The organism is Flavobacterium paronense (assembly GCF_030409795.1).
GTDB classification, from domain to species: Bacteria; Bacteroidota; Bacteroidia; order Flavobacteriales; family Flavobacteriaceae; genus Flavobacterium; species Flavobacterium paronense.
Map to the genome: position 1 here is coordinate 1,087,142 of NZ_JAUFQN010000019.1, position 23,400 is coordinate 1,110,541.

At 36.5% G+C, this 23,400-nt stretch carries 17 protein-coding genes; 4 read left to right on the top strand and 13 right to left on the bottom strand.

Annotation, left to right across the window (positions count from 1 at the left end; genetic code table 11):
• Positions 1–9: 9 nt before the first annotated feature.
• The 3 genes from dnaJ (at position 10) to QWY90_RS06120 (ending at position 3,599) form a co-directional block, all read left to right on the top strand.
• A complete protein-coding gene (gene dnaJ, locus QWY90_RS06110) occupies positions 10–1,134 on the top strand; it encodes a molecular chaperone DnaJ (protein ID WP_290284971.1) in 1,125 nt (374 codons plus the stop codon).
• 162 nt (positions 1,135–1,296) lie between these two features.
• Complete coding sequence (locus QWY90_RS06115; protein WP_290284972.1) at positions 1,297–2,217, top strand: ABC transporter ATP-binding protein; 921 nt, start codon at positions 1,297–1,299, stop codon at positions 2,215–2,217.
• Positions 2,218–2,294: 77 nt separating this feature from the next.
• Positions 2,295–3,599 carry an ABC transporter permease gene (locus QWY90_RS06120; RefSeq protein ID WP_290284973.1) on the top strand — a complete coding sequence of 435 codons (1,305 nt, stop codon included), beginning with the start codon at positions 2,295–2,297 and terminating at the stop codon, positions 3,597–3,599.
• An 11-nt stretch (positions 3,600–3,610) separates the two neighbouring features.
• Here the strand turns inward: QWY90_RS06120 and QWY90_RS06125 are convergent, their stop codons facing one another.
• From QWY90_RS06125 to QWY90_RS06155, 7 genes are all read right to left on the bottom strand, one after another.
• Positions 3,611–5,038: an L-serine ammonia-lyase gene (locus QWY90_RS06125; RefSeq protein ID WP_290284974.1), complete on the bottom strand. Its 1,428-nt coding sequence runs from the start codon at positions 5,036–5,038 to the stop codon at positions 3,611–3,613.
• A 103-nt stretch (positions 5,039–5,141) separates the two neighbouring features.
• The gene (locus QWY90_RS06130; protein WP_290284975.1) at positions 5,142–8,444 is read right to left on the bottom strand and encodes an amidohydrolase family protein; all 3,303 of its coding nucleotides are present in this window, start codon (positions 8,442–8,444) and stop codon (positions 5,142–5,144) included.
• Positions 8,445–8,539: 95 nt separating this feature from the next.
• Entirely contained in the window at positions 8,540–10,330 is a 1,791-nt protein-coding gene (locus QWY90_RS06135; protein WP_290284976.1) for an acyl-CoA dehydrogenase FadE, read from the bottom strand.
• Between the two features lie 118 nt (positions 10,331–10,448).
• Complete coding sequence (locus QWY90_RS06140; protein ID WP_290284977.1) at positions 10,449–11,630, bottom strand: acetyl-CoA C-acyltransferase; 1,182 nt, start codon at positions 11,628–11,630, stop codon at positions 10,449–10,451.
• 77 nt (positions 11,631–11,707) lie between these two features.
• Positions 11,708–14,098, bottom strand: coding sequence for a 3-hydroxyacyl-CoA dehydrogenase/enoyl-CoA hydratase family protein (locus QWY90_RS06145; protein WP_290284978.1), 2,391 nt, complete (start codon positions 14,096–14,098; stop codon positions 11,708–11,710).
• Between the two features lie 43 nt (positions 14,099–14,141).
• The gene (locus QWY90_RS06150) at positions 14,142–14,375 is read right to left on the bottom strand and encodes a four helix bundle protein (RefSeq protein ID WP_336622153.1); all 234 of its coding nucleotides are present in this window, start codon (positions 14,373–14,375) and stop codon (positions 14,142–14,144) included.
• Between the two features lie 152 nt (positions 14,376–14,527).
• Complete coding sequence (locus QWY90_RS06155; protein ID WP_290284979.1) at positions 14,528–14,959, bottom strand: MarR family winged helix-turn-helix transcriptional regulator; 432 nt, start codon at positions 14,957–14,959, stop codon at positions 14,528–14,530.
• Between the two features lie 284 nt (positions 14,960–15,243).
• Here QWY90_RS06155 and QWY90_RS06160 point away from each other — a divergent pair, with 284 nt between their 5' ends.
• Positions 15,244–15,528: a helix-turn-helix domain-containing protein gene (locus QWY90_RS06160; protein WP_290284980.1), complete on the top strand. Its 285-nt coding sequence runs from the start codon at positions 15,244–15,246 to the stop codon at positions 15,526–15,528.
• 8 nt (positions 15,529–15,536) lie between these two features.
• Here QWY90_RS06160 and QWY90_RS06165 read toward each other — a convergent pair whose 3' ends face one another.
• The 6 genes from QWY90_RS06165 to QWY90_RS06190 all read right to left on the bottom strand — a co-directional run bounded on the left by QWY90_RS06165 (position 15,537) and on the right by QWY90_RS06190 (position 22,878).
• On the bottom strand, positions 15,537–16,808 hold the full coding sequence (locus QWY90_RS06165; RefSeq protein ID WP_290284981.1) for a M24 family metallopeptidase: 1,272 nt from the start codon (positions 16,806–16,808) through the stop codon (positions 15,537–15,539).
• A 6-nt stretch (positions 16,809–16,814) separates the two neighbouring features.
• Positions 16,815–17,744, bottom strand: coding sequence for a hypothetical protein (locus QWY90_RS06170; protein WP_290284982.1), 930 nt, complete (start codon positions 17,742–17,744; stop codon positions 16,815–16,817).
• A gap of 46 nt (positions 17,745–17,790) precedes the next feature.
• Complete coding sequence (locus QWY90_RS06175) at positions 17,791–18,963, bottom strand: acetyltransferase domain-containing protein (protein ID WP_290284983.1); 1,173 nt, start codon at positions 18,961–18,963, stop codon at positions 17,791–17,793.
• Between the two features lie 64 nt (positions 18,964–19,027).
• Positions 19,028–20,014, bottom strand: a complete 987-nt coding sequence (locus QWY90_RS06180; RefSeq protein ID WP_290284984.1) for a hypothetical protein — start codon at positions 20,012–20,014, stop codon at positions 19,028–19,030.
• Positions 20,015–20,553: 539 nt separating this feature from the next.
• Positions 20,554–21,438 (bottom strand): hypothetical protein, encoded by an 885-nt coding sequence (locus QWY90_RS06185; protein ID WP_290284985.1) that lies wholly within the window; start codon positions 21,436–21,438, stop codon positions 20,554–20,556.
• A gap of 3 nt (positions 21,439–21,441) precedes the next feature.
• Positions 21,442–22,878: an MBOAT family O-acyltransferase gene (locus QWY90_RS06190; protein ID WP_290284986.1), complete on the bottom strand. Its 1,437-nt coding sequence runs from the start codon at positions 22,876–22,878 to the stop codon at positions 21,442–21,444.
• Between the last annotated feature and the right edge of the window lie 522 nt (positions 22,879–23,400).

Here is a 23,400-nt window from a genome sequence, read left to right on the forward strand (position 1 = left end):
AAAAATAACATGAGCAAAAAAGATTTTTACGAAATATTAGGCGTGTCAAAAAACGCTTCTCCTGAAGAAATAAAAAAAGCATACCGTAAGAAAGCGATTGAATTTCATCCTGATAAAAATCCGGGAAACAAAGAAGCTGAAGAAAACTTCAAAACAGCTGCCGAAGCCTATGAGGTGTTAAGCGACGCTGATAAAAAAGCAAAATACGATCAATATGGTCATGCAGCTTTTGATGGTGGTGGTGGTTATGGTGGCGGACATCATATGAACATGGATGATATTTTCAGTCAATTTGGAGATATTTTTGGTGGTGCTTTTGGCGGCGGTGGTTTTGGTGGTTTTGGAGGAAATTCGGGCGGTCAACGCAGAGTCAAAGGAAGCAATCTTCGTATCAAAGTAAAATTGACTTTAGAAGAAATTGCCAATGGCGTTGAGAAAAAAGTTAAAGTAAAACGAAAAGTTCAGGCTACTGGTGTAAAATATAAAACCTGTTCTACCTGTAATGGGCAAGGACAAGTACTTCGTGTTACAAATACCATTTTAGGCAGAATGCAGTCAGCTACGACCTGTCATGTTTGTGGAGGTTCAGGACAAACTATTGAAAGTAAACCCAATAATGCAGATGCACACGGAATGATATTAGAGGATGAAACGGTTTCAATTAAAATTCCAGCCGGAGTTGTTGACGGAATGCAATTAAAGGTTTCAGGTAAAGGAAATGATGCACCTGGAAATGGAATCCCAGGAGATTTAATTGTTGCTATTGAAGAGCTCGAACATGAATTTTTAAAGCGTGAAGGCGAAAATCTTCACCACGATTTATACATTAGCTTTGCCGAAGCTGCCCTTGGTGTATCCAAAGACATTGAAGCTGTTAATGGCAAAGTAAGAATTAAACTAGAAAATGGTATTCAATCCGGAAAAATTCTAAGACTAAAAGGCAAAGGAATTCCAAGCTTGAATAGTTATGGTAATGGAGATTTATTAGTCCACATTAACGTATGGACTCCAAAAAATTTAAGTAAAGAGCAACGGGAATTTTTTGAAAAATCTTTAAACGATGAAAACTTTATTCCGCATCCGGAAAAAGGGGATAAATCTTTTTTTGAAAAAGTAAAGGATATGTTTTCATAGTTAAAAAAATATTTTTACATTTGGATGTTACTTGGAAACAGGTAACTTCTTTTTCATAGCAATTTTTCCCATCCTTTTGTAAAAATTAGGGTGGGTTTTTTGTAACAAATCCTACCACAGTATTACTTATTGAGTACTTTTACAAAAAACAAATATTAAAGTATGAGCAATATACTTGAAGTAAACAAAGTAGTTAAGCAATATGGAGATTACACTGCGCTTAACGAAGTTTCTTTAACCGTTCCAAAAGGCAGCATTTACGGACTTCTCGGTCCAAATGGCGCCGGGAAAACTTCCCTAATTAGAATTATCAATCAAATTACATTGCCCGATAGTGGTGAAATACTTTTAGATGGTGAAATACTAAAACCTGAACACGTTGCCTTAATTGGTTATATGCCCGAAGAAAGAGGTTTGTATAAAACTATGAAAGTTGGCGAGCAGTGTTTGTATTTAGCGCAACTTAAAGGATTGTCGAAGCAAGAAGCAAAACAACAATTGGATTATTGGTTTGATCGTTTGGAAATCCAAGGTTGGTGGAATAAAAAAATTCAGGAACTTTCTAAAGGAATGGCACAAAAAATCCAGTTTGTAGTTACTGTTTTGCATAAGCCAAAATTACTTATTCTTGATGAGCCATTTTCAGGTTTTGATCCTGTAAATGCCAATTTGATTAAAGATGAAATTATTGAGTTGAATAGGCAGGGAACTTCAGTAATTTTTTCAACACACCGAATGGAAAGCGTAGAAGAAATGTGCGAATACATTGCCTTAATTCATAAATCGAATAAACTTATTGAAGGTAAACTTACTGATGTCAAAAAGCAATTCAGAACTAATAGTTATGAAGTGGGGATTTTAAGTGATAACATCGAAGGATTGATGTATGATTTATCACAAAAGTTTACCTTGTCTCAAACGGATTTCAAATCTTTAAACGACGAATTAAAATTAGAAATTAACCTCGGAACTGCCACGCCAAATGAGTTATTAAATACTTTAGTTCAAAGAGGTCAAGTAACTCATTTTGTTGAAAAAATCCCAAGTATGAATGATATTTTTATCCAAACTGTAACCAAATAGATTTTTTGATTGTTGGATTTTTAGATAATTTGAATGTCTTAAAATCCAACAATCTAAAAGTCCAATAATCTAAAAAAATGAGCAAATTAGTACTTATCATAAAAAGAGAATTTATTGCTAAAGTGCGCAATAAATCCTTCATTGTAATGACTTTTTTAAGTCCGTTATTGTTTGTTGGAATTGGTGTTTTTGTGGGCTATTTAAGCACGATGAAAGCTGAACAGAAAACCATTGTTATTCATGATGAAACAGGTCAGTTTGTAAATGAGTTTAAAAGTGATGAAGAATATAAATATTTGGATTTATCTCAAGTTGATTTGAAAATTCTTAAAGACAGCATTGTAAATGAAAGCTACGAAGGATTATTATTGATACCAAAAGTAGAAGACAACAGCAAACTTCAAAAAGCCATTCAATTTGTTTCTAATGACAGTCCAAGTGTTTCTTTTATTGACAATATACAAGATGTTATTGCCAAAAAAATTACTGCTGAAAACTTTCAAAAAGCAGGTTTAGATACTTTAAAAATAAATAATGCTAAAGCAGCTGTTTCTATCAATTTAGAAAAAGCATCTGGCGAAGAAGTACTTAAAGGATTAAATGAAATCAAAATTATCATTGGCGGTGCTTTTGGATACCTTATCATGATGTTTATTGTGCTATATGGAAATATGGTCATGCGAAGTGTCATCGAGGAAAAAACTTCCCGAATTATAGAAGTTATCATTTCATCCGTAAAGCCATTCCAATTGATGATGGGCAAAATCATCGGAACCTCATTAGCTGGAATTTTGCAATTTCTGATTTGGGCAATATTAGGAATGTCTGCCATGTTTATTGTATCCAGTATGTTCGGGGTTCATGTGGGAGATTCATCCGGAGCTCAAGCTCAAGCACTCCAGACTGCACAACATGCGGCTGGAAGTAATATTGGAATGTATATCAAAGAATTGTGGAATTTGCCAATCGCCACCATCTTAATTTCTTTTATTATTTATTTTATTGGAGGTTACTTTTTATACAGCTCGTTTTATGCCTCAATTGGTGCAGCCGTTGACAACGAAACTGATTCACAACAATTCTTATTGCCAATTATAATGCCTTTGATATTGGGTGTTTATATAGGATTCTTTACCGTAATGAATGACCCTAACGGAACGATTGCTACGGTATTTTCAATGATTCCCCTAACATCTCCAATTGTAATGATGATGCGAATTCCGTTTGGAGTTCCAACATGGCAAATTATTGTTTCGATGTTGATTTTGTTTGGAACTTTTCTCGGAGTAGTATGGTTTGCTGCCAAAATTTACCGTGTCGGGATTTTGATGTATGGAAAAAAACCAACTTGGAGAGAGCTTATTAAGTGGTTGAAATACTAAATTTAAAGAATCTAACAATCCGACATATTTACGGCTACAGCCAAACCGCCTTCAGAGGTTTCTTTGTATTTAGAATTCATGTCTTTAGCGGTTTTCCACATGGTTTCTATTACTTTGTCTAATGGAACTTTAGCATTTTTTGCATCTGTTTCCATTGCTAATTCGGCTGCGTTGATAGCTTTGATTGCTCCCATAGTATTGCGTTCTATACACGGAATTTGGACTAAACCACCAATAGGATCACAGGTCATTCCGAGGTGATGTTCCATAGCGATTTCGGCAGCCATTAAAACTTGGTCTGGAGTTCCACCCATAACTTCGCACAAAGCAGCAGCTGCCATTGCAGAAGAAACGCCGATTTCTGCCTGGCATCCACCCATTGCAGCAGAAATGGTTGAACCTTTTTTGAAGATGCTTCCAATTTCTCCAGCTACCATCAGGAATTGCTTGATTTCTTTCTCGCCAGCCTTATGATTTTCTATGACCAAATAATACATCAATACGGATGGAATTACTCCGGCACTTCCATTTGTTGGTGCCGTTACAACTCTTCCTAAAGCTGCATTGACTTCATTCACTGCCAATGCAAAACAAGAAACCCATTTTAATATTTGACGAAATTTAACTTCTGTTTTTCGAATAGTTTCTAACCATTCCTTTGGATTGTTATAATTAGCCAAACCAATTAATCCTTGATGCATATCAAAAGCCCGTCGTCGTACATTTAATCCGCCTGGTAAAATACCTTCGGAATGACATCCAATGTACATGCATTCTAACATCGTATGCCAAATACGCATTAATTCGTGATGAATTTCTGCTTCGGGACGCATTGATTTTTCATTCTCGTAAACGATTTCAGAAATTGATTTATTTTGACTAATGGTATATTCTAGTAACTCATCCGCATTTTGAATTTGGAAAGGAAAGGCGCATTTTATTTCTAATTTCTTTTTAGCATTTATGCGTTCTTCTTTGACTACAAAACCACCGCCGATAGAGTAGAAGGTCGAAGCAAATTCAGTCCCATCTTCTAAATAAGCAGTAAATAATAATCCATTGGCATGAAAAGGAAGAAAGTTTTTATTGAAAACGATGTCTTGCAGAAAGTAAAACGGAATGCGAATTTTGTCAGCTAAATTGATTTCGTTTGTATCTTCAATATTTTTGATAATACCAGCAATATTCTGAACGGGAATATATTCAGGATCTTGTCCACTAAGTCCAAGCATAATTGCCAAATCTGTTGCATGTCCTTTTCCAGTTAACGAAAGTGAACCGTATAAATCGACTTTGATGCGTGTTACTTTATCGAGTATGTTTTCTGTTTGTAATTCAGACAAAAAGCGTTCGGCTGCACGCCAAGGTCCAAGCGTGTGTGAACTTGATGGTCCAACACCAATTTTGAGCATATCAAATACGGAGATGCATTCTTCCATAAAACTATATCGATTTAGTTGGGCAAATATAGCCAATTACAGATTACGAATTTATCGGAAATAAAAATCCCTTGAAAAGACAAGGGATTTTAATAATTAAACTTTAATTCTTATCATGAATGGCACCACAACAGTGTTGATACATAAAGCTATCGCTTTCTTCGTGCCAAGGAAAAGCCGCATTGTATTTTGAATTCTCCCAATAGAAGTTGTTTCGTTTTTTAGGTTCGTTGCCCACTTCGTTCATCGTTTCGGTGTCATACATTCTTCCGTTGGCAATAGTATAAATAATGGTGTTTGAGTTTTGGATGTTGTCCAATGGGTTTTTGTCTAAGACTAAGACATCGGCCAATTTACCTACTTCAAGAGAACCGATGTCTTTCCCGGCACCAATATAATTTGCAGAGTTAATAGTTGCCGTTTTCAAGGTTTCTATATTACTCATGCCACCTTGTGCTATACTCCATAATTCCCATTGCGCTCCCATTCCTTGTAGTTGTCCGTGGGCACCCATATTTACTTTCACACCACTATCAGCCAGGGTTTTTGCTGTTTTTGAAGTAAATATATGGTCGTTTTGGTAATCTTCTTCGGGAGCCATGATACGGTAACGTGAACGTGAATCAATGATACCTCTAGGTGTAAACTGTAGCAATTTTTTGTTTTCCCAAACATTTGTTTTTTGATACCAATAGTATTCGGCATTCAAACCACCATAGTTAACTATGAGCGTTGGCGTGTAGCCTACACTGCTTTTTCCCCATAATTCTAAAACATCTTTATAAACAGGTGTAATTGGAATGTTGTGTTCAATTCCGGTATGTCCGTCGATAATCATACTCATATTGGTAAAAAAAGTACAACCTCCTTCTGGAACTACATTGATGCCTTCTTCACGTGCCGCCTGTAAAATCTGCTGCCGCTGTTCTCGTCGCGGTTGGTTATAACTTTTAACCGACAGCGCGCCAAAAGCTTTGGTACGTTTTACCGAAGAGCGGGCATCATCTAATTTGTTGATTACAGCTTTAAAATCGCCATCAGCTCCGTATAAAATATAGCCAGTTGAGAAAACTCTTGGCCCAACCAATGCACCGCTTTTTACCATTTCTGAAAGTGTAAAAATAGATTCTGTATTAGATGAAGGATCATGAGAAGTGGTCACGCCAAAAGCCAAATTTGCATAAAACTGCCAGTTTTGCTGAGTAGTCAATCCGTATCGGAATGCTCCTAAATGGGCGTGTGCATCAACCATACCGGGCATTAAAGTTTTGTTTGTCATATCATATACACGGGCATCTGCAGGTACCGCAACTTCACCTGTTTTGCCAATAGCTTCAATACGGTTTTGGTTAATGATGAGCGTTCCTTTTTCAATAACTTTATCACCTTCCATAGTGATTATGAGTGCGTTAGTTAGTGCAATACGTCCTTTTGGTTTGTCTACTTTAGCTGTTAAGCCAATTTTGATTCCGGCATCTTTTGGTTGTTCCACCTTTTCAGGGGAACCATCCAAAAAGGTAAAACGGTCTTTTAAAGTGCTACTATAATAGGTTTCGCCAAGTGTATAGAATACATTTTTACTGTCGGGCGACCAATGTAAACTAATACCAGCATCTTTTGTCAATTGTGATACTGGAACTGCTGTAGATTTATCATCTAAATCAACCGTTTGCCCGTTGATGTTTAATGGTGCTACGTACCCTTTGTGCAATAGGGTAAAAGCAATCCATTCGTTATCTGGGCTTGGCACTAAACGATTGGCATATTTTGATTTGATGTGACTGCGTTCGTCTTTTCCATTGAGGTCAACACTTTTTAGTTCTTTGGTTAATTCGCCAAAAAGCACACCACCTGTTTGGAAGAAAATGCGTTTGCCGTCTTTAGTAAATACGGGATACTCGCCACTTGCAGAAACAAATTTTACATTACCACCGGATGCATTCATTGTATAAATACCGGGTTTTTTGCAAAAAGCATAGCCCTGATCAATGTTACCATCTTCTTTAAGATAGGTTATCATTTTGCCATCCGGCGAAAGGTTAGGTGTTCTGAAAATTCCTTTTTCGGTAGTGAGTTTTACAGAGTTTTTTCCATCGATGCCAACTTTTCTGATGGAACCAAGGTTAGCATCATTCCATGTTACATAAATAATTTCTTTTCCGTTTGCCGAGAAAGTTGGTTCCGCTTCAAAGTCGGTTCCCGAAGTTAAACGTTTTGGAGTGCCATTTGGTAAAGCTTTTGTCCATAAATAACCTAAAGCTCTAAAAACTAGTGTTTTCCCATCTGGAGAAGTCACCGCATCCCGTATCATTTTTACAGTAAAGTCATCATCTGAAATTCGGGTATCAAAATGCACTCGATCAGCAACATCAATCGCCACATCAATTGTAAACGGAATAGGAGTAACCGCTAAGGTTTTAATGTCAATCTTTTGAATATGACCACCAGCCCAAAATACTATAGCATCATTACTGGGCATCCAACTAAAGTTAGGATATACTCCAAACAATGTCCATGCGGTTTGTTGGTCTTTATCCAATTTATCGTAAACTGGCCATTCTTCACCTGTTTCTAAATCCTGTATATATAAAACCGTTGTTGCCCGCACTCGTTTTACAAAGGCCAATAGTTTTCCGTCACGCGAAATTTGCGGACGTGCTGCGCCACCAGGACCACCTGTTATACGGTCTTTTTTTCCAGTTTCAAAATCATAGCGGTTGATCACAAAGATTTCATTATTTGGGTCTTTATTGTATTGAAAAAAACCACCAGGATAAACATCTTCGCTGTAGTACATGTATTTTCCATCCGGAGAAATTACAGGTTCGTTTACATCTTGTTGGTCGTTTTTGCGTTTGGTAAGTTGTACACCCGAACCTCCTGAAATATGGTATTGCCACATTTCTCCTGCACCTAAAGAACGTTCTGATGTAAAGTGTTTTTTTGCTACCAAATAATTTCCATCGGGCATCCAACAAGCATTGTTTACTAAACGAAAATCTTCTTTGGTAACTTGTTTGGCATCCGTACCATCGGTTTTCATAACCCAAATGTTGTCGCCTCCACCGGCATCACTGGTAAACGAAATGTGTTTGCCTTCCGGACTAAAACGTGGTTGTATCTCAAACGGAATTCCCGAACGAAGGACTTTGGCTTTACCACCTGTAATTGGAATGCTATAAATATCACCGAGCATATCAAAAACAATAGTCTTTCCGTCAGGACTTACATCAAGATTCATCCAAGTACCTTCGGTAGTAGTAAAGTTTTGTTTTTTGTAGTTAAAGCTGTCACCCGGTTTGGCAACATCCCATTTTAGTTCTTTCGGTTCTTTGTTTTCCTCTTGTGCAGTCAGATTAAAGGAAATAAAAGAGAGCGCGAGTAAAAAAGGTATTCTTTTAATCATTGAAAAGTTGGTTTTATTAATTTCCTGATAAATATAATAAAAAAAAGACCAACTGATTGAACAGCTGGTCTTCTCAAACAATTAACTTAATTTAACTAAAAACAATAACTATTTTCGGCCACTAATTTTGTAGTGATTGTTTCTCTCAATCCGACAATATTAGGCATGTTGCTGTATTTTGTAAAACGACGTAATCCCATTAGCATCATGCGTTGTTCATCGCCTTCGGCAAAAGAAATAATGCTTTCTTTTCCTTTTTGAGTAACAACATCCACTGCTTTGTATAAGTACAATTTCGCCATTGCAATTTGTTCTTTCACATTGGCTTCTCCTTGTTTTTTAGCTAACTTCTCGGTACGTAACACGGTACTTTCTGCCATGTAGATTTCAATTAAAATATCGGCTGCAGCTGTTAATAATTGTTGGTGTGCATCTAAATCGGGTCCGTATTTTTGAACCGCCCCACCAGCGACCATCAGGAATGCTTTTTTCAATTTTCCGATTAGTTCTTTTTCTTCTGAGAATAATTCAGAATAATCAGGCGTATCAAATGATGGAATTCCCATTAATTCTTCTTGTACTTTAGATGCTGGACCAAGCAAATCGATATGACCTTTCATTGCTTTTTTGATTAGCATTCCCACCGATAACATTCGGTTGATTTCATTTGTTCCTTCATAAATACGAGCGATACGAGCATCGCGCCAAGCACTTTCCATTGGAGTATCTTCAGAAAATCCCATTCCGCCATAGATTTGGATTCCTTCATCGGCAGCATTTTGAACATCTTCCGAAACGGCTACTTTTAGAATCGAACATTCGATAGCGAATTCTTCTACGCCTTTTAGTTCTGCTTCCTGATGAGATGTTCCTTCCGCTTCACGCAATTTAATTCGGGTTTCGATATCTTTGGCAGCTCTATAAGTTGCACTTTCTCCGGCATAGGCAGAAGTTGCCATTTCGGCTAATTTATATCGGATAGCACCAAAACTAGAAATCGGTGTATTGAATTGAATTCTTTCATTAGCATAATTTACAGCATTGGAAGTCACACGGCGTTGTGCATCCAAACAAGCCGCAGCCAATTTGATACGACCAACATTCAAAGCATTCATAGCAATTTTAAAACCTTCACCACGACCAGCAAGCATATTTTCAACGGGAACTTTTGTATCCGCAAAGAAAACCTGACGGGTAGAGGAAGCGCGAATACCCAATTTATGCTCCTCTTCATTCATTGTAATTCCGTTACCAGGATCATTTTCTATAATGAAACCTGTAATGTTTTTATCATTTTCAATTCGGGCAAACACTATAAATAGCGAGCAGAAACCGGCATTCGAAATCCACATTTTTCCTCCGGTAATGCTGTAAGTTTTTCCATCGGCAGAAAGTACGGCTTTGGTCTTTCCGGAGTTGGCATCCGAACCTGCTCCTGGTTCCGTCAAGCAATAAGCGCCAAACCATTCGCCTGAAGCTAACTTAGGTACGTATTTTTGTTTTTGTTCTTCGGTTCCATATAATGTGATTGGCATGGTTCCGATTCCGGTATGCGCTCCAAAAGCTGTCGAAAACGAACCTGTAGCACCCGAAATATAATCGCAAACCAGACACGTATCTACGAATCCCATTCCCATGCCACCATAAGCTTCAGGAACGGCAACGCTTAGGAATCCCATGTCACCGGCTTTCTTCATCACTTCTTCGGTGAAAGCGTAATCTTTTGCTTCAAAGCGATTTTTGAAAGGCCATATTTCTTTGTCAACGAATTCTTTAACAGAATCGCGCATCATGATTTGTTCCTCGCTAAAGTCCTCAGGTGTAAAGACATTTTCGCATTTGGTTTCCTTTACCAAAAACTGTCCACCTCTTGTTATATATTCCATTTCTTTATTATTTTAAATTTATTTTTTTTGGTTTACCATTAAGAAGTTAAGATTTACATTAAGAAAAGTTAAGCTTAATGAAACCCTTAACTTTTCTTAACTTCTTAATGTTTAAAAATTATAATAACTCATAAACACCTGCAGCACCCTGCCCAGTTCCAACACACATACTCACAATTCCATATTTATCACCTCTTCGTTTCATTTCATCAAATAACTGAACCGATAATTTCGCTCCAGTGCAACCTAATGGATGACCTAATGCAATTGCACCACCGTTGACATTGATTATATCTGGATTGATACCTAATTCACGAGTTACGGCTAATGCTTGTGAAGCAAACGCTTCATTTAACTCGATTAAGTTGATATCGTTTAATGTTAATCCGGCTTGTTTTAGTGCTTTTGGAATAGCTTTTACCGGACCGATACCCATAATTCTTGGCTCAACACCTGCTGCTGCATAGCTTACCATTCGGGCAATAGGTGTGAGGTTTAATTCTTTAACCATTGCTTCGCTCATGATTAACACAAAGGCAGCTCCGTCACTCATTTGAGAGGAGTTACCAGCCGTTACACTTCCGCCAGCCGCAAAGACAGGTTTTAATCCGGATAAAGCTTCTGTTGAAGTTCCGGCTCTTGGACCTTCATCTTTAGTAACAGTATATGATTTGGTTTCCTTTTTACCATTTTCATTGATGAACGTTTGGTTGATAGTAATCGGAACAATTTGTTTGTCGAATTTACCTCCAGCTTGTGCTTCTAATGCTTTTCTATGTGAATTGAATGCAAAATTATCCTGATCTTCACGAGAGATGTTAAATTGTTTGGCGACAGCTTCTGCCGTTAATCCCATTCCCCAGTAATAATCTTCGTGACCTTCGGCTGCTACTGCATAATCCGGAGTTGGTTTGTAACCGCCCATCGGAATAAAACTCATGCTTTCGGCACCACCGGCAATGATGCAATCGGCCATGCCGCTTTGTATTTTAGCGGTTGCCATCGCAATAGTTTCCAATCCAGAAGCGCAATATCTATTAACCGTTACACCCGGAACATCAGTTACTTTTAATCCCATTAAAGAAATCAAACGCGCTACGTTTAATCCTTGTTCGGCTTCGGGCATGGCGTTTCCAACCATGACATCGTCGATTCTTGTTTTGTCGAAATCGGGCAATTCATTCATCATGAACTGTATGGTTTCTGCGGCTAATTCATCCGGTCGTTTGAAACGGAATACTCCTTTTGGAGCTTTTCCTACCGCGGTGCGATAGGCGGAAACAATGTATGCTGTTTTCATGTTTTGTATTTTATATCGTTCCTACGGAACTTTATTATCTTGATTAATTAGCTACCCAAATATCATCCCTACGGGATTTAGTTGCGTAATGGCTTTCCTTTGGTTAACATAAATTGGATTCTTTCCAATGTTTTTCTTTCGGTGCAAAGCGATAAAAACGCTTCTCTCTCGATATCCAATAAATATTGTTCAGATACTAATGTTGGTTCCGATAAATCGCCGCCAGCCATAACGTAAGCCAGTTTGTTGGCAATCTTTTGATCGTGTTCGGATATGTATTTTCCGGCTACCATTTGGTCGGTTCCGACTAAGAACATACCCAAAGCTTGTTTACCTAATACTTTTACATCGGTTCTGCGGATAGGTTGGGTGTAACCGGCTTCTGCCATTAGCAAAGCGTGCTTCTTGGCTTCTGCAATTTGACGTTCTTTATTTACTACAACAATATCTTTTCCTTTTTGGAGTATACCTAAATCATAAGCTTCATAAGCTGAGGTTGATACTTTTGCCATAGCGACAGTTAAGAAATATTCCTGAAGCACATTCAATTCGACATCATTCTTACGGAATAAATCAGAAGCACGTAATGCCATTTCTTTAGAACCACCACCACCTGGAATTACTCCGACTCCGAATTCTACTAAACCAATATAACTTTCGGCCGCAGCCACTACTTTATCAGCGTGTAAGGTCATTTCGCAACCGCCACCTAAGGTCATTCCGTGAGGTGCCACAATTACAGGAATAGAAGAATAACGCACGCGCATCATAGTGTCTTGAAACATTTTGATAGCCATGTTTAGTTCGTCATATTCTTGTTCAACTGCCATCATAAAGATCATTCCGATATTAGCTCCCACAGAGAAATTAGCTCCCTGATTTCCGATAACCAATCCGTTGTATTCTTTTTCGGCTAAGTCGATTGCTTTGTTGATTCCGACTAAAACATCACCACCAATCGTATTCATTTTAGATTGGAATTCTAAATTTAAAATTCCATCACCTAAGTCGTGAAGTACAGCACCACTATTACTCCAAACTTTTTTGCTCTCACGTATATTGTTTAATATGATGAAACTGTCTTGTCCCGGAACTTTGGTTTGTGATTTTGCAGTGATGTTATAGTAATATGTATTTCCTTCTTTTACAGTATAAAAGTTAGTATTACCTGAAGCTATCATTTCGTTTACCCAGGCTGCCGGTTTTAACCCTTCGGCTTCCATTAGCTCAATTCCTTTTTGAACTCCGATGGCATCCCAAATTTCAAATGGTCCGTTTTCCCAACCAAAACCTGCTTTCATGGCATCGTCAATTTTATAGAAATTATCTGTGATTTCAGGGACACGGTTGGAGCAATAAGCAAACATGGCAGTGAAATTTTTTCTATAGAAATCACCTGCTTTGTCTTTTCCTTTAACTAAAACGCTGAATCTATCAATAGGTTTATCTATGGTTTTGGTCAATTCTAATGTCGTAAATGAAGCTTTTTTAGTAGGGCGATATTCTAATGTATCTAAATCCAAAGACAAAATATCTTTGTCTACTTTTTTATAGAACCCTTGTCCGGTTTTGCTTCCTAACCATTTGTTTTCCATCATGGTATTGATGAAATCAGGAAGTTTAAATAACTCGTGTGCTTCATCATTTGGACAACCTTCATACAAACCGTTTGCTACATGAACCAATGTATCCAAACCAACTACATCAACTGTTCTGAAGGTAGCTGATTTTGGACGGCCAATAACCGGTCCGGTTAACTTATCCACTTCTTCAACAGTCAATCCCATTTCTTTTACCAAATGAAATAAACTCTGAATTCCGAAGATACCAATTCGGTTTCCTATAAAAGCGGGAGTATCTTTGGCTACGACCGAAGTCTTACCCAAATATCTGGAGCCGTAATCAAATAAGAAATCTAATACTTCTGATGAAGTTTGTGGTCCCGGAATGATTTCGAATAACTTTAAATAACGCGCCGGATTGAAAAAGTGCGTGCCACAGAAATGCTTCTGAAAATCTTCGCTGCGACCTTCACTCATAAACTTAATTGGAATACCGGAGGTGTTTGAAGTCACCAATGTTCCCTGTTTTCTGAATTTGTCTATTTGTTCAAAGACCAATTTCTTGATATCTAAACGTTCCACCACCACTTCGATAATCCAATCGTAGTTGGCTATTTTTGCCATGTCATCAGTAGTATTACCAGTGGTAATTCTGCTTGCAAATTTCTGACTGTAAATAGGTGATGGGTTTGATTTTAAAGCATTGGCTAAATGGTCGTTTACCATTCGGTTACGAACGACTTTACTCTCGAGCGTTAATCCTTTTTTTTCTTCGGCTTCAGTTAAAGCATTTGGAATGATATCCAAAAGCAATACTTCCAAACCGATGTTAGCAAAATGGCAAGCAATTCCTGAACCCATGATTCCGGAGCCTACTACCGCCACTTTTTTGATTGTACGTTTCATTTATTTTTTATTAGATGAAAGAAGCAAGAAGCAAGAAAAAAGACTAATCCAATTTACTGATAAAACCAGTAGTCATTTTTTGGAATTCAATTATCTTATTTTCTATTTCTGCTTTTCTTTCTTCGGTTATATAACTATTTTGACCTGCTATTAATAATTGTGTTTGTAGTTCAAAAGAGGAACCCAAACTTATATTTAAAAAATGTTTAAAATGAATATCACTTCTGTTAGATCCTTCAGCAATATTTGATGGCATTGAAACTGCCGCCCTGTTCATTTGACTTATTAATCCATAAACTCATTCTTAGGAAAATTAAGAGTAATTTTATGTATGTCCGATGCAATTTCCATTGACAGTATCCAGATTTTAAGATTTTTAAAATTATGTTTCATAAGTCTTTCTTCTTGTCTCTTGCTTCTTTCTTCTATTTAAAAAATCTTCTTCTCCGCTATCAACTCATTAATACTATCAGCAACTTCTATAAAGTGCTGTAATTTTTCTTCTGAGATGTTTTGTTTTACTACTTCATTAAATTTTAGCACAGTAATTTTAGACTGTTCTCTCATTTGTTTGCCTAAATCGGTTAGGGATATTAAAACGCCCCGCCCATCATCCGGATTTTTCCTTCTGATGATTAAGCCCTTTTCTTCAAGTGTTTTTAAGGTTCTTGTGAGGCTGGTAGCTTCCATTCCCATTCGGTTACTTATGTAAGTTGATGGTGTACCGTCTTCTTTATCAATACTTAAAAGTGCAAAACCAATGGCCATGGACCCTTCAAACTTCGATGCTTCCTCATTATACATTCTGGCAACCGCTTGCCAAGTTGCACGAAGGATATAGTCTATGGTTTTGTCTTTCATTTTTACTACAACGATTTCTTTAGTAGCACAAAGATATTAAAAATTTATTATGCACGCATAGTATATATGTTAAATTTTTTTATGTGAAGAAGAAAGAAGCAAATCATTAAATATAAAAGTTTATATTCTTTTCTCTTTACTCTTGGTTCTTTTTTCTATTTTCTTAAGATTAAATTAAAAATTAAAATCTACAGAAAACAAAAACCTAAAGGCACAGCTTTTGTTATTTGGTTTTCATGAACTTCAGGACTGCAGCCCCGGTAGTCTGATTAATGCTATATTTTATGCAACAGAAGTACTATTTCAAGATTATGGGGAAGTTAGAAGAGTTGGAAAACCGAATAGAATCCCTTATTAACCCAAGAAAAGAAGAAGTTTTATTAGACAGTCTCGAAATGCAGCAACTCCTCAAATGTACTGCCTCTAAGTTGCAACGCCTACGAGACAAAGGAATCATACCCTGCAACAAAGTAGGCAGAGGGTATTATTACCCAAAGGAGTATTTTACTCTGGAATTTTTAAACAGTATTATTAAAGTCGAGGATTCGTCTAAGCGGTTTGATGATTAGACCAACCCTTACGCAAACGGTTCATAAATAGACTTACTGGGTTGTGAAAACCACTTCGGACCGTCCTCAGTCATGTAGACACAATCTTCTAAGCGAACACCGAATTCTCCAATGATAGAAATATTGGGTTCAATACTAAAACACATACCTGGTTGCAGCAATTCCTTATTGCCTTTGACCATATTACCCCATTCATGTCCGTCCATGCCAATACCATGACCAGTGCGGTGTGGGAGTCCAGGTAGTTTATAACCTGGTCCAAAACCGGCAGCTGTAATTACTTTACGGGCAGCAGCATCTACCGCTTCACATGACGAACCTAATTTAGCGGCTGCAAAACCGGCTGCCTGTGCTTCTTTTTCGAGATTCCATATCGCTAGCTGTCTTTTGGTTGGTTCGTTTCCAAATACGATTGTGCGGGTTATGTCGGAATTGTAGCCCTCTATTGTGCAGCCACAATCCATTAATACAATATCGCCTTTTTTGAGTACTTGCGGTTGGCTGTAGCCATGCGGAAAAGCAGATGATGTCCCAAACAGACATAAAGCAAAATCGGCTGATCCTCCTAATTGTGTTTGTGCTTCCATTATTATAGAAGAAAGTGCTTCCTGCGACATGCCTTCTTTTAACTGACCGGCACCATGCTTTATCGCTGCCAGCGTTATATCGTTTGCCTTTTGCATTAGCTTGAGTTCGGTGGGTGATTTAATAATACGGCACGGAATAGTAACCACATCACCACTAACAAACTTTAGTTGTGGTGCCTCTTTTTGAAGACCGTTGCAAATAAAGAAACGGGTTTTTTCTTCTATGGCAATGGTGCCAAAAGGGGTGCCAGACTCTTTAAGTGCGGTCGCAATCAGTTGGTACGGACTTTCATCTTCCTGCCAGGCATAAACCTCTTTGCCGATGCTTAGTTGTTCCCGTAATCGTGCTTCTTCAAAAGCGGGGCAGATGTAATTTACTACTCCATTGGCAAAAATTAGCGCTACCATCGTTCTTTCGCTTGGCCACCAACTGATGCCAGTAAAGTAATACAATGCAGTGCCGGCATCAAGGAGTAAGGCGTCTATTTTATTCTCAGTAAGTAAGCGTTGGGCTTTCGCAATGCGGGCTTCGCGTTCGGCTACCGTAATGGGCACAACATCAGCGGTAATTGGCTTTAAGCTATTGGTTGTAGTAGTATCTTTTTGATTGTTTGAATTACAGGAACTGAATCCCGCTACTAAACCTGTTGCCGCTGCCATGCTGCTTAGGCTTATAAAATCCCTTCTTTTCATATCAATTTATTTTATACCATACTCTTTTCGCAATACTTTGAGTAATTCCGTATTAACCTCTATATATTTTTGAATGTGTATGATACGGGTAGAACTAACAACATTTCCTCTGAAAAAGTTTAAGATATTAACAATATGCTGTCGGTCTAATTTATCCATACTGTTTAAATGGAAGGGGATTACCTGATTGCTTTTTTCATAATTTTGAACCCCTTCAAAAACGTTGGGCCCAAGTTGTTTAACAGCAGTATCGAAATCATAATCATAGTGATTGAAAATTATTGGGTTTATATGTTCCATTCTCACTCTTCCTTCAAGGTCTTGTCTGTCAGCAATATTTCTGATGGCAACGGTTAAATCGCCTGTCAACTTTTGAAAGTCATCGTTTTTGAAATACCGTAACGAACCTGAATTTCTTAATTGGTCCAGAATAATGGTTCTAGGTTCAAACTGTGAAGGAGAACGAAAGCTGATACCGTATTCAAAAGCAAGGGCAAACTTTTTCGGAACATTAGTCAGCGTACTGTCTTTAAAGTATAGTGCTGCATATTTTAATGCTTCTTCCTGTTTGCTTCTGTTTTTTATTTTTATTTGTGCGGTAATGGAGTCGTTTAGCAGCTCTTCATAAAAGTTTTTTGCCAGTTCGTTGGCTCTTTCTTTTTCAATTTTATGCTCTAACTGATACTCTGCCAAAAAGCCGCAGAATACCGCTAAGAATAACATTAAAAACTCCCAGAAATAGGCTTTCCAGTCTTTCTTATGATGAGGTGCTGCTGGGTCGTGGGCATGATGATGTACTTCCATTGTTTCTTTCTCTTGATTGAGATTATCTGTTTCATTAATAGGTTCTGAAGTGATTTCAGAGGTTGTATTGTCTGGTGTAGCCGATTGGGTTTTGCGGGTTAGATCTATTTCTTCTTCTTCTTCTTCTTCCATATCCTATTTTTATAGCTTTATTGCATGACAAGTATGTAGCCATTCATCACAAATAACTCAACCACCATTTGTCTTTATTGTTTTGTTTATAGGTATCAAATTTTTTACACAGTGGGTAGAGCGCTATAATTACTACTATCCAAACCAAATATACTGTAATCAGATTAAAACCATAGCCTTGCAAAGCTTCTACTCTTGTAATAAACCTCGGTAGAACCAATGCATTCCAACCAAATCCTGTAAAATAAGCTGCAAAAGCGGCTAATAAATGAATCAGATAAATGTGCAGCACATAATAGAAAAACGGAACGCGCCCAAACACCGTAAAGAAGTCGACCACTTTGCCTTTAAGCTTTTCGGAATGGGCCAAAAAGAGCAAGGCTCCACCCAGTGTAATCAATAAATACTGTAACGAAGGCGGGTATTTATTCACATTTAAAATAGCCATTACTGTTTTGATACTGTACCCATAATTTGTCCACGGAAACGGGTCACCGTATTTATTGATGGCGGCCAGTATAAAGAATAGTATGAAGCTTCCAACACCCAAACGGTTCAATAGTCGCTTTCTTCTTGCAGCGTCAAAAGTACTGTCGTAAAGCGAACCAAAACAATAGCCCAACGACATTACCGCAACCCAAGGCAGTAACGAATAGGCAAACACCACAGTATACCCTTCGGCAAATTCAAACTTTTGAGGTTCATGTAACATTGACCATACAAAGTTCCCGTCGAAATGGATGTTGTCTAATAAGTTATGTCCGAAGATAATCACGAGGCTAAAGGCCCAAATAAACTTTTTGGGTAAGTAGATTAATCCAGCCAACACCATCATACTCACGCCCAAAGACCAGATGGTCTGCAAACCGATATGCCGAAACTGAAAATCAAACTTCCAGGCCAGTGAAATGATAATGACTTCTACAAACACCAGCCAAATTCCTCGCTTAAAGAGAAATCGCGACAGTTCATTAAGTGGTTTTCGTTTGCCAATCATGTACGCAGAAAGTCCGGCCAAAAAACTAAAAGCCGGCGCACAAAAATGCGTCATAAACCTTGTAAAGAAAATAGGCACACTGGTTACCGTAGGGTCGGTGGGGTTAAAAAAGAAAGCCGAGTAATGAAAATAATCCCGCACATGATCGAGTGCCATAATCACCATAACTAAGCCTTTTAAAAAGTCGATAGATTCGATTCTATTTTTTGTTGTAGTTGTCATAGTTTGGTTTTTATGGTTCTATTAATGGCAAGGTTTAAATCCACGCTATCTGTATTTTCAAAAGTCACACTGACGCTGTTTTACTCTTACTTTTTGTCACAAAATAGATAAGCAGAATAGCAAAAACCTGCAATTCATTAAAAATATGTCTATACAAATGGTAACCAAGCCATTCCTCTCTTAAGCTCGACCAGTTGCTTGGTATCGTTGTTGGTGTCCAGGTAAGGAATAAATCGTTTAAAGGTCGGTTGCCTTTAAGCGCCACAAAAGTGTTGCCTAAGAGGAGAAGGATTCCAACTAAAATAAGCAAACTTTTGATTTTGCTCTTTTCCATATAAAATAGAATGGCCAGTAGTACGAATAGCGAAAGCATAATACTAAATATTATGGGTCCTATGCTTCTCATGGCTAAATCTACCGGGCGATGCATTTCAATAAAGGTTACTCCTGAAATTTTATACAAGGTGGGAAAAAATGTAAGATCATAAATACCTGACACATTCATTAGTGAAAGAAAGGTCAGGATAAAAAGTAGTGCGTTTTTTAAGCCATTTAAAAAAGGGTGTATTGGTTTTAGTGCAGTATTCTTATTTGCCGGCACAAAGAAGGTTATCAGAAATAATAGCAATCCTAAAATACCTAATAAAGCATAAAAACCGATATACTGTATCCAATCATCTTTTAAGCTGATCCAATTGGAAGGTAAAGTATCAGGTGTCCAATCGGCCATTTGAGCAGCAATGGGGTAAGCATATTGCACTAGTATAACTACGCCAATACCATTGGCCAACAAGGACAGCAAAGCAAACCATCCTTTCAGTTTCTGTTTATCTTTAAAAAATAAGACTGTCTGAACGATAAGAAAAACCGCCGGAATAAGGTCTAAAATAATAAGCCCTTTTAGGTGTACATAATGATCAGCATTTTTGAACCAATCTAAAAATCTTGTAATAGGGACATCCCCTTTAAACAAATCTTGTCCATTATATCCTGTGGATGCAGAGGTCGCTACGAGTAGGGTAGTTATGAAAAGGAAGGTTTTTTTGAACATACTATTTCATTTTAAAATTGAAAACTATTGAATTCTTGACGCCAAATCATTACTAGTCAAAATACTACAGCACTTTTTAGCTCTCTCAAATCTAATCAAACCGATTAACCCTTACAACTAAATGTTAATAACTTCCTACTAAAGTCAACTATTTTAATAGCTGTAAATAGCTTTAACGATTATACTTGTCGTTCGTCTAATTTATTTTTTTAACAATAGCAACTGCTATATATTTGACCTCACCATAGCATTAGTAGGTTAAGTTTATGGTAGATTTGGGGCAAAAAGGGTGAAAAGAAATTTTCACCTTTTTTATTTATATACGTAGTCGTGGGATAATGGCAGTTTGAATTTTCTTATTAAGTATTTACAGGTTTCCAATTCTAAGGTTGGATTAAAAAAATTACTTAAGCAAACCGGAAAGGATTGTCATTTTTGGTAAGGTCAAAAACAGCACATTTTACTTGGATAGTTACTTGCAGAAAAAAGCTTAAAAAATTTGTTTTTTTACACAGTTTATGTTGTGCGTTCGAGCTTTATCATTTCAGCTTTTTTGAAATATATTCTGTTGTTGTAAGTGCACCTTCTTGTGAAACATGGTCACCATCAGGAATAAATAAGTACTCTTTTGACAATAGATCACTAAGGTCTAAAATTTTAATTTTCATACCCTCGGATAGTTGTTTATACTTAACTTTAAATTTCTCAGGTATTTTGTTTTTATAAAGTTTATAAATAGGTGTATTAACTAGAATAAGATTCACATTTGATTTCTTACATAATTCTTCAATTTTATTAAGATATTCAATGTTTAATAAAGAATAATCACTTAAAGAACCTTCATTATAATATTGCGTCAACACCCTTTTTTTTATAGACCATTCAATTGCTTTTGTATTTGAAAATGAATTTGCAAAACCACCATGATATGTTTTTCTACCTCTCAAAATATTAAGAATGTCATTTTTAACAACAACTTTTAAATAAGAAAAAAAGTCATTTCTATTTGCATTCAGTATTCTTAGTTTCTCATTAAATGGTAATAATGAGAAGTATCTACTGGAAATTGCATTTGAGAACTCCCCCAAAATAAATTTGTCGTAGTAGGAAGTTACACTATGGTAGCCAAATCCTAAATAAACATCTTTAATAGAGGGGTTATTCTTCAATAAAATTTTCAATTTATAATATGAAAAATATAGTGACTCTGAAGTTTGTGCATCATTAACACAGTTTTCAAGCCTACTATCATTTATAGCTTGAGCAATATGTGAATCGCCTATGAATACTGTGGTGATTGAACTGTCAAGACGTTCAGAAGTTGCTATTTCATAATTTATGAATTCCAATATCACAATAAAAAGAGTAAAACATACTATTGGTATACTAACAAACAATACTGTTTTTTTAATAAAAATTCTCATACTTTAAAATTGAAAATAAATGAACTGTTGTTCTTTGCCACTAAACCAAAATATAGCAATTATCATTGCATAATACATTGCATATCTAATTGGTCTTTTCCATTTTAAACCCAGATTCGCAATAGCATATTTTTCTTCTCTGCCAAGCCATTCAATAATCATGAAGATAACAATAAGAAAAAGAAGATGATACGGTCTAATGGTTGGGATTGAAAAAAGAGATTTTGAAAAAATGCCTGATAGGTAAGTTAGTGCATGAGCTAAATTTTGAGCTCTAAAAAATATCCATGCAAAGACAGTCAAACCAAAGGTAATTGTAATGGAAAAAACATCTTTAAAACTTGGTAAGTATTTTCCTTTTGCAACAATATCCAGGTTCGTTCTATTAGTGTTAAATATTATTGAAGGCATGATATATAAAGCATTAAGGAATCCCCAAACAATAAAAGTCCAGTTTGCCCCATGCCAAAACCCACTAACAATAAAAATAATAAAAGTGTTTCTAATTTTTATCCAAATACCCCCTTTACTGCCACCAAGCGGAATATAAAGATAATCACGAAACCAACTTGAAAGTGATATATGCCATCGTCTCCAAAATTCAGCAATGTCTCTTGAAAAATACGGGAAAGAAAAGTTTCTTAAAAGGTCTATACCAAAAAGTCGGGCTGTCCCTAAAGCAATATCTGAATACCCTGAAAAATCACCATAAATTTGAAAAGCGAAAAATAGTGCACCCAAAACAAGGGTGCTTCCTGAATAGTCAGCCGAATTATTAAAAATTTGATTTGCATATTCAGCACATTGGTCAGCAATTACAATTTTTTTAAATAACCCCCATAATATTTGTCTCAATCCATCAACCGCATTCAAATAATCAAAAGTTCTCTTTTTTTGAATTTGAGGTAAAAGATGAGTTGCACGTTCTATTGGACCAGCAACTAATAATGGAAAGAAACTAACAAAGACGGAATAATCTATGAAATTCTTTTCTGCTTTAATTCGGTCTTTGTAAATGTCAATTACATACGATAATCCATGAAACGTATAAAATGAAATTCCAACAGGTAAAATAACTTTTAATGTCCATGGATTAACATGTAACCCCATTTTAGCTATTGCACCTGCAAAAGATTCAGCAAAAAAATTGTAATATTTAAAAACACCAAGAAAGCCAAGGTTAACCGATATGCTTAACCAAAACCAAAACTTTTTGGAGTTTTTATTTTTTGCGTCCGACATTTTTATTCCTGTAAAATAATCAAGCAAAGTAGAAAAGATTAAAAGGAAAAGAAACCGCCAGTCCCAGCAAGCATAAAAAAAGTAACTTGAAATAAGGAGTAAAATATTTTGAAGTTTTAAATTTCCTCTTGTTGCAAACCAATAAAGGAAAAATACAATAGGTAAAAAAATAGCAAAGTTTACTGAGTTAAAAAGCATATTATATGTCTATTTCTGTAATGTTTGTTTGAGGCATTGTCTTTTTTAGCATAACATACAACGTTTCGCGTCTTTTAGAAGTTGGGGATTTGGTTTGCCTTAACTTTCCATTTAATACCGAAAACCAAAAGTACAAAACTAACTTTAAATTAAGCTTTAAAACCCCAATTTCTTAAAACTACTCCTATGTTTGTAAAATTATTATCTTTAATAGTAAATCAAAGATAACCGAAAGAACAGAAAGACCAGAATAAGATCCTCAAACCGCTTAAGCCATAGAGCTTCTCTAACTTGATTATTCCTGCTCTTTTCTTGCTTCAAATCTTACCGTTTATTTGAACATAGGGTTAGTGTTAGGATCGTTGTTATAGTGCAAGACTTATTCTTTCCGGTCTTTAATAAATCAATAAAAAAGGGATAACAAAATCAATTATTGTGGAGTTGCTATAGCAGCAGAAGTAGTAGCTGCTTATTTTGAAACCCCAGCGGATTATGATTGCGCGGATTTATAATCCGTGTAAA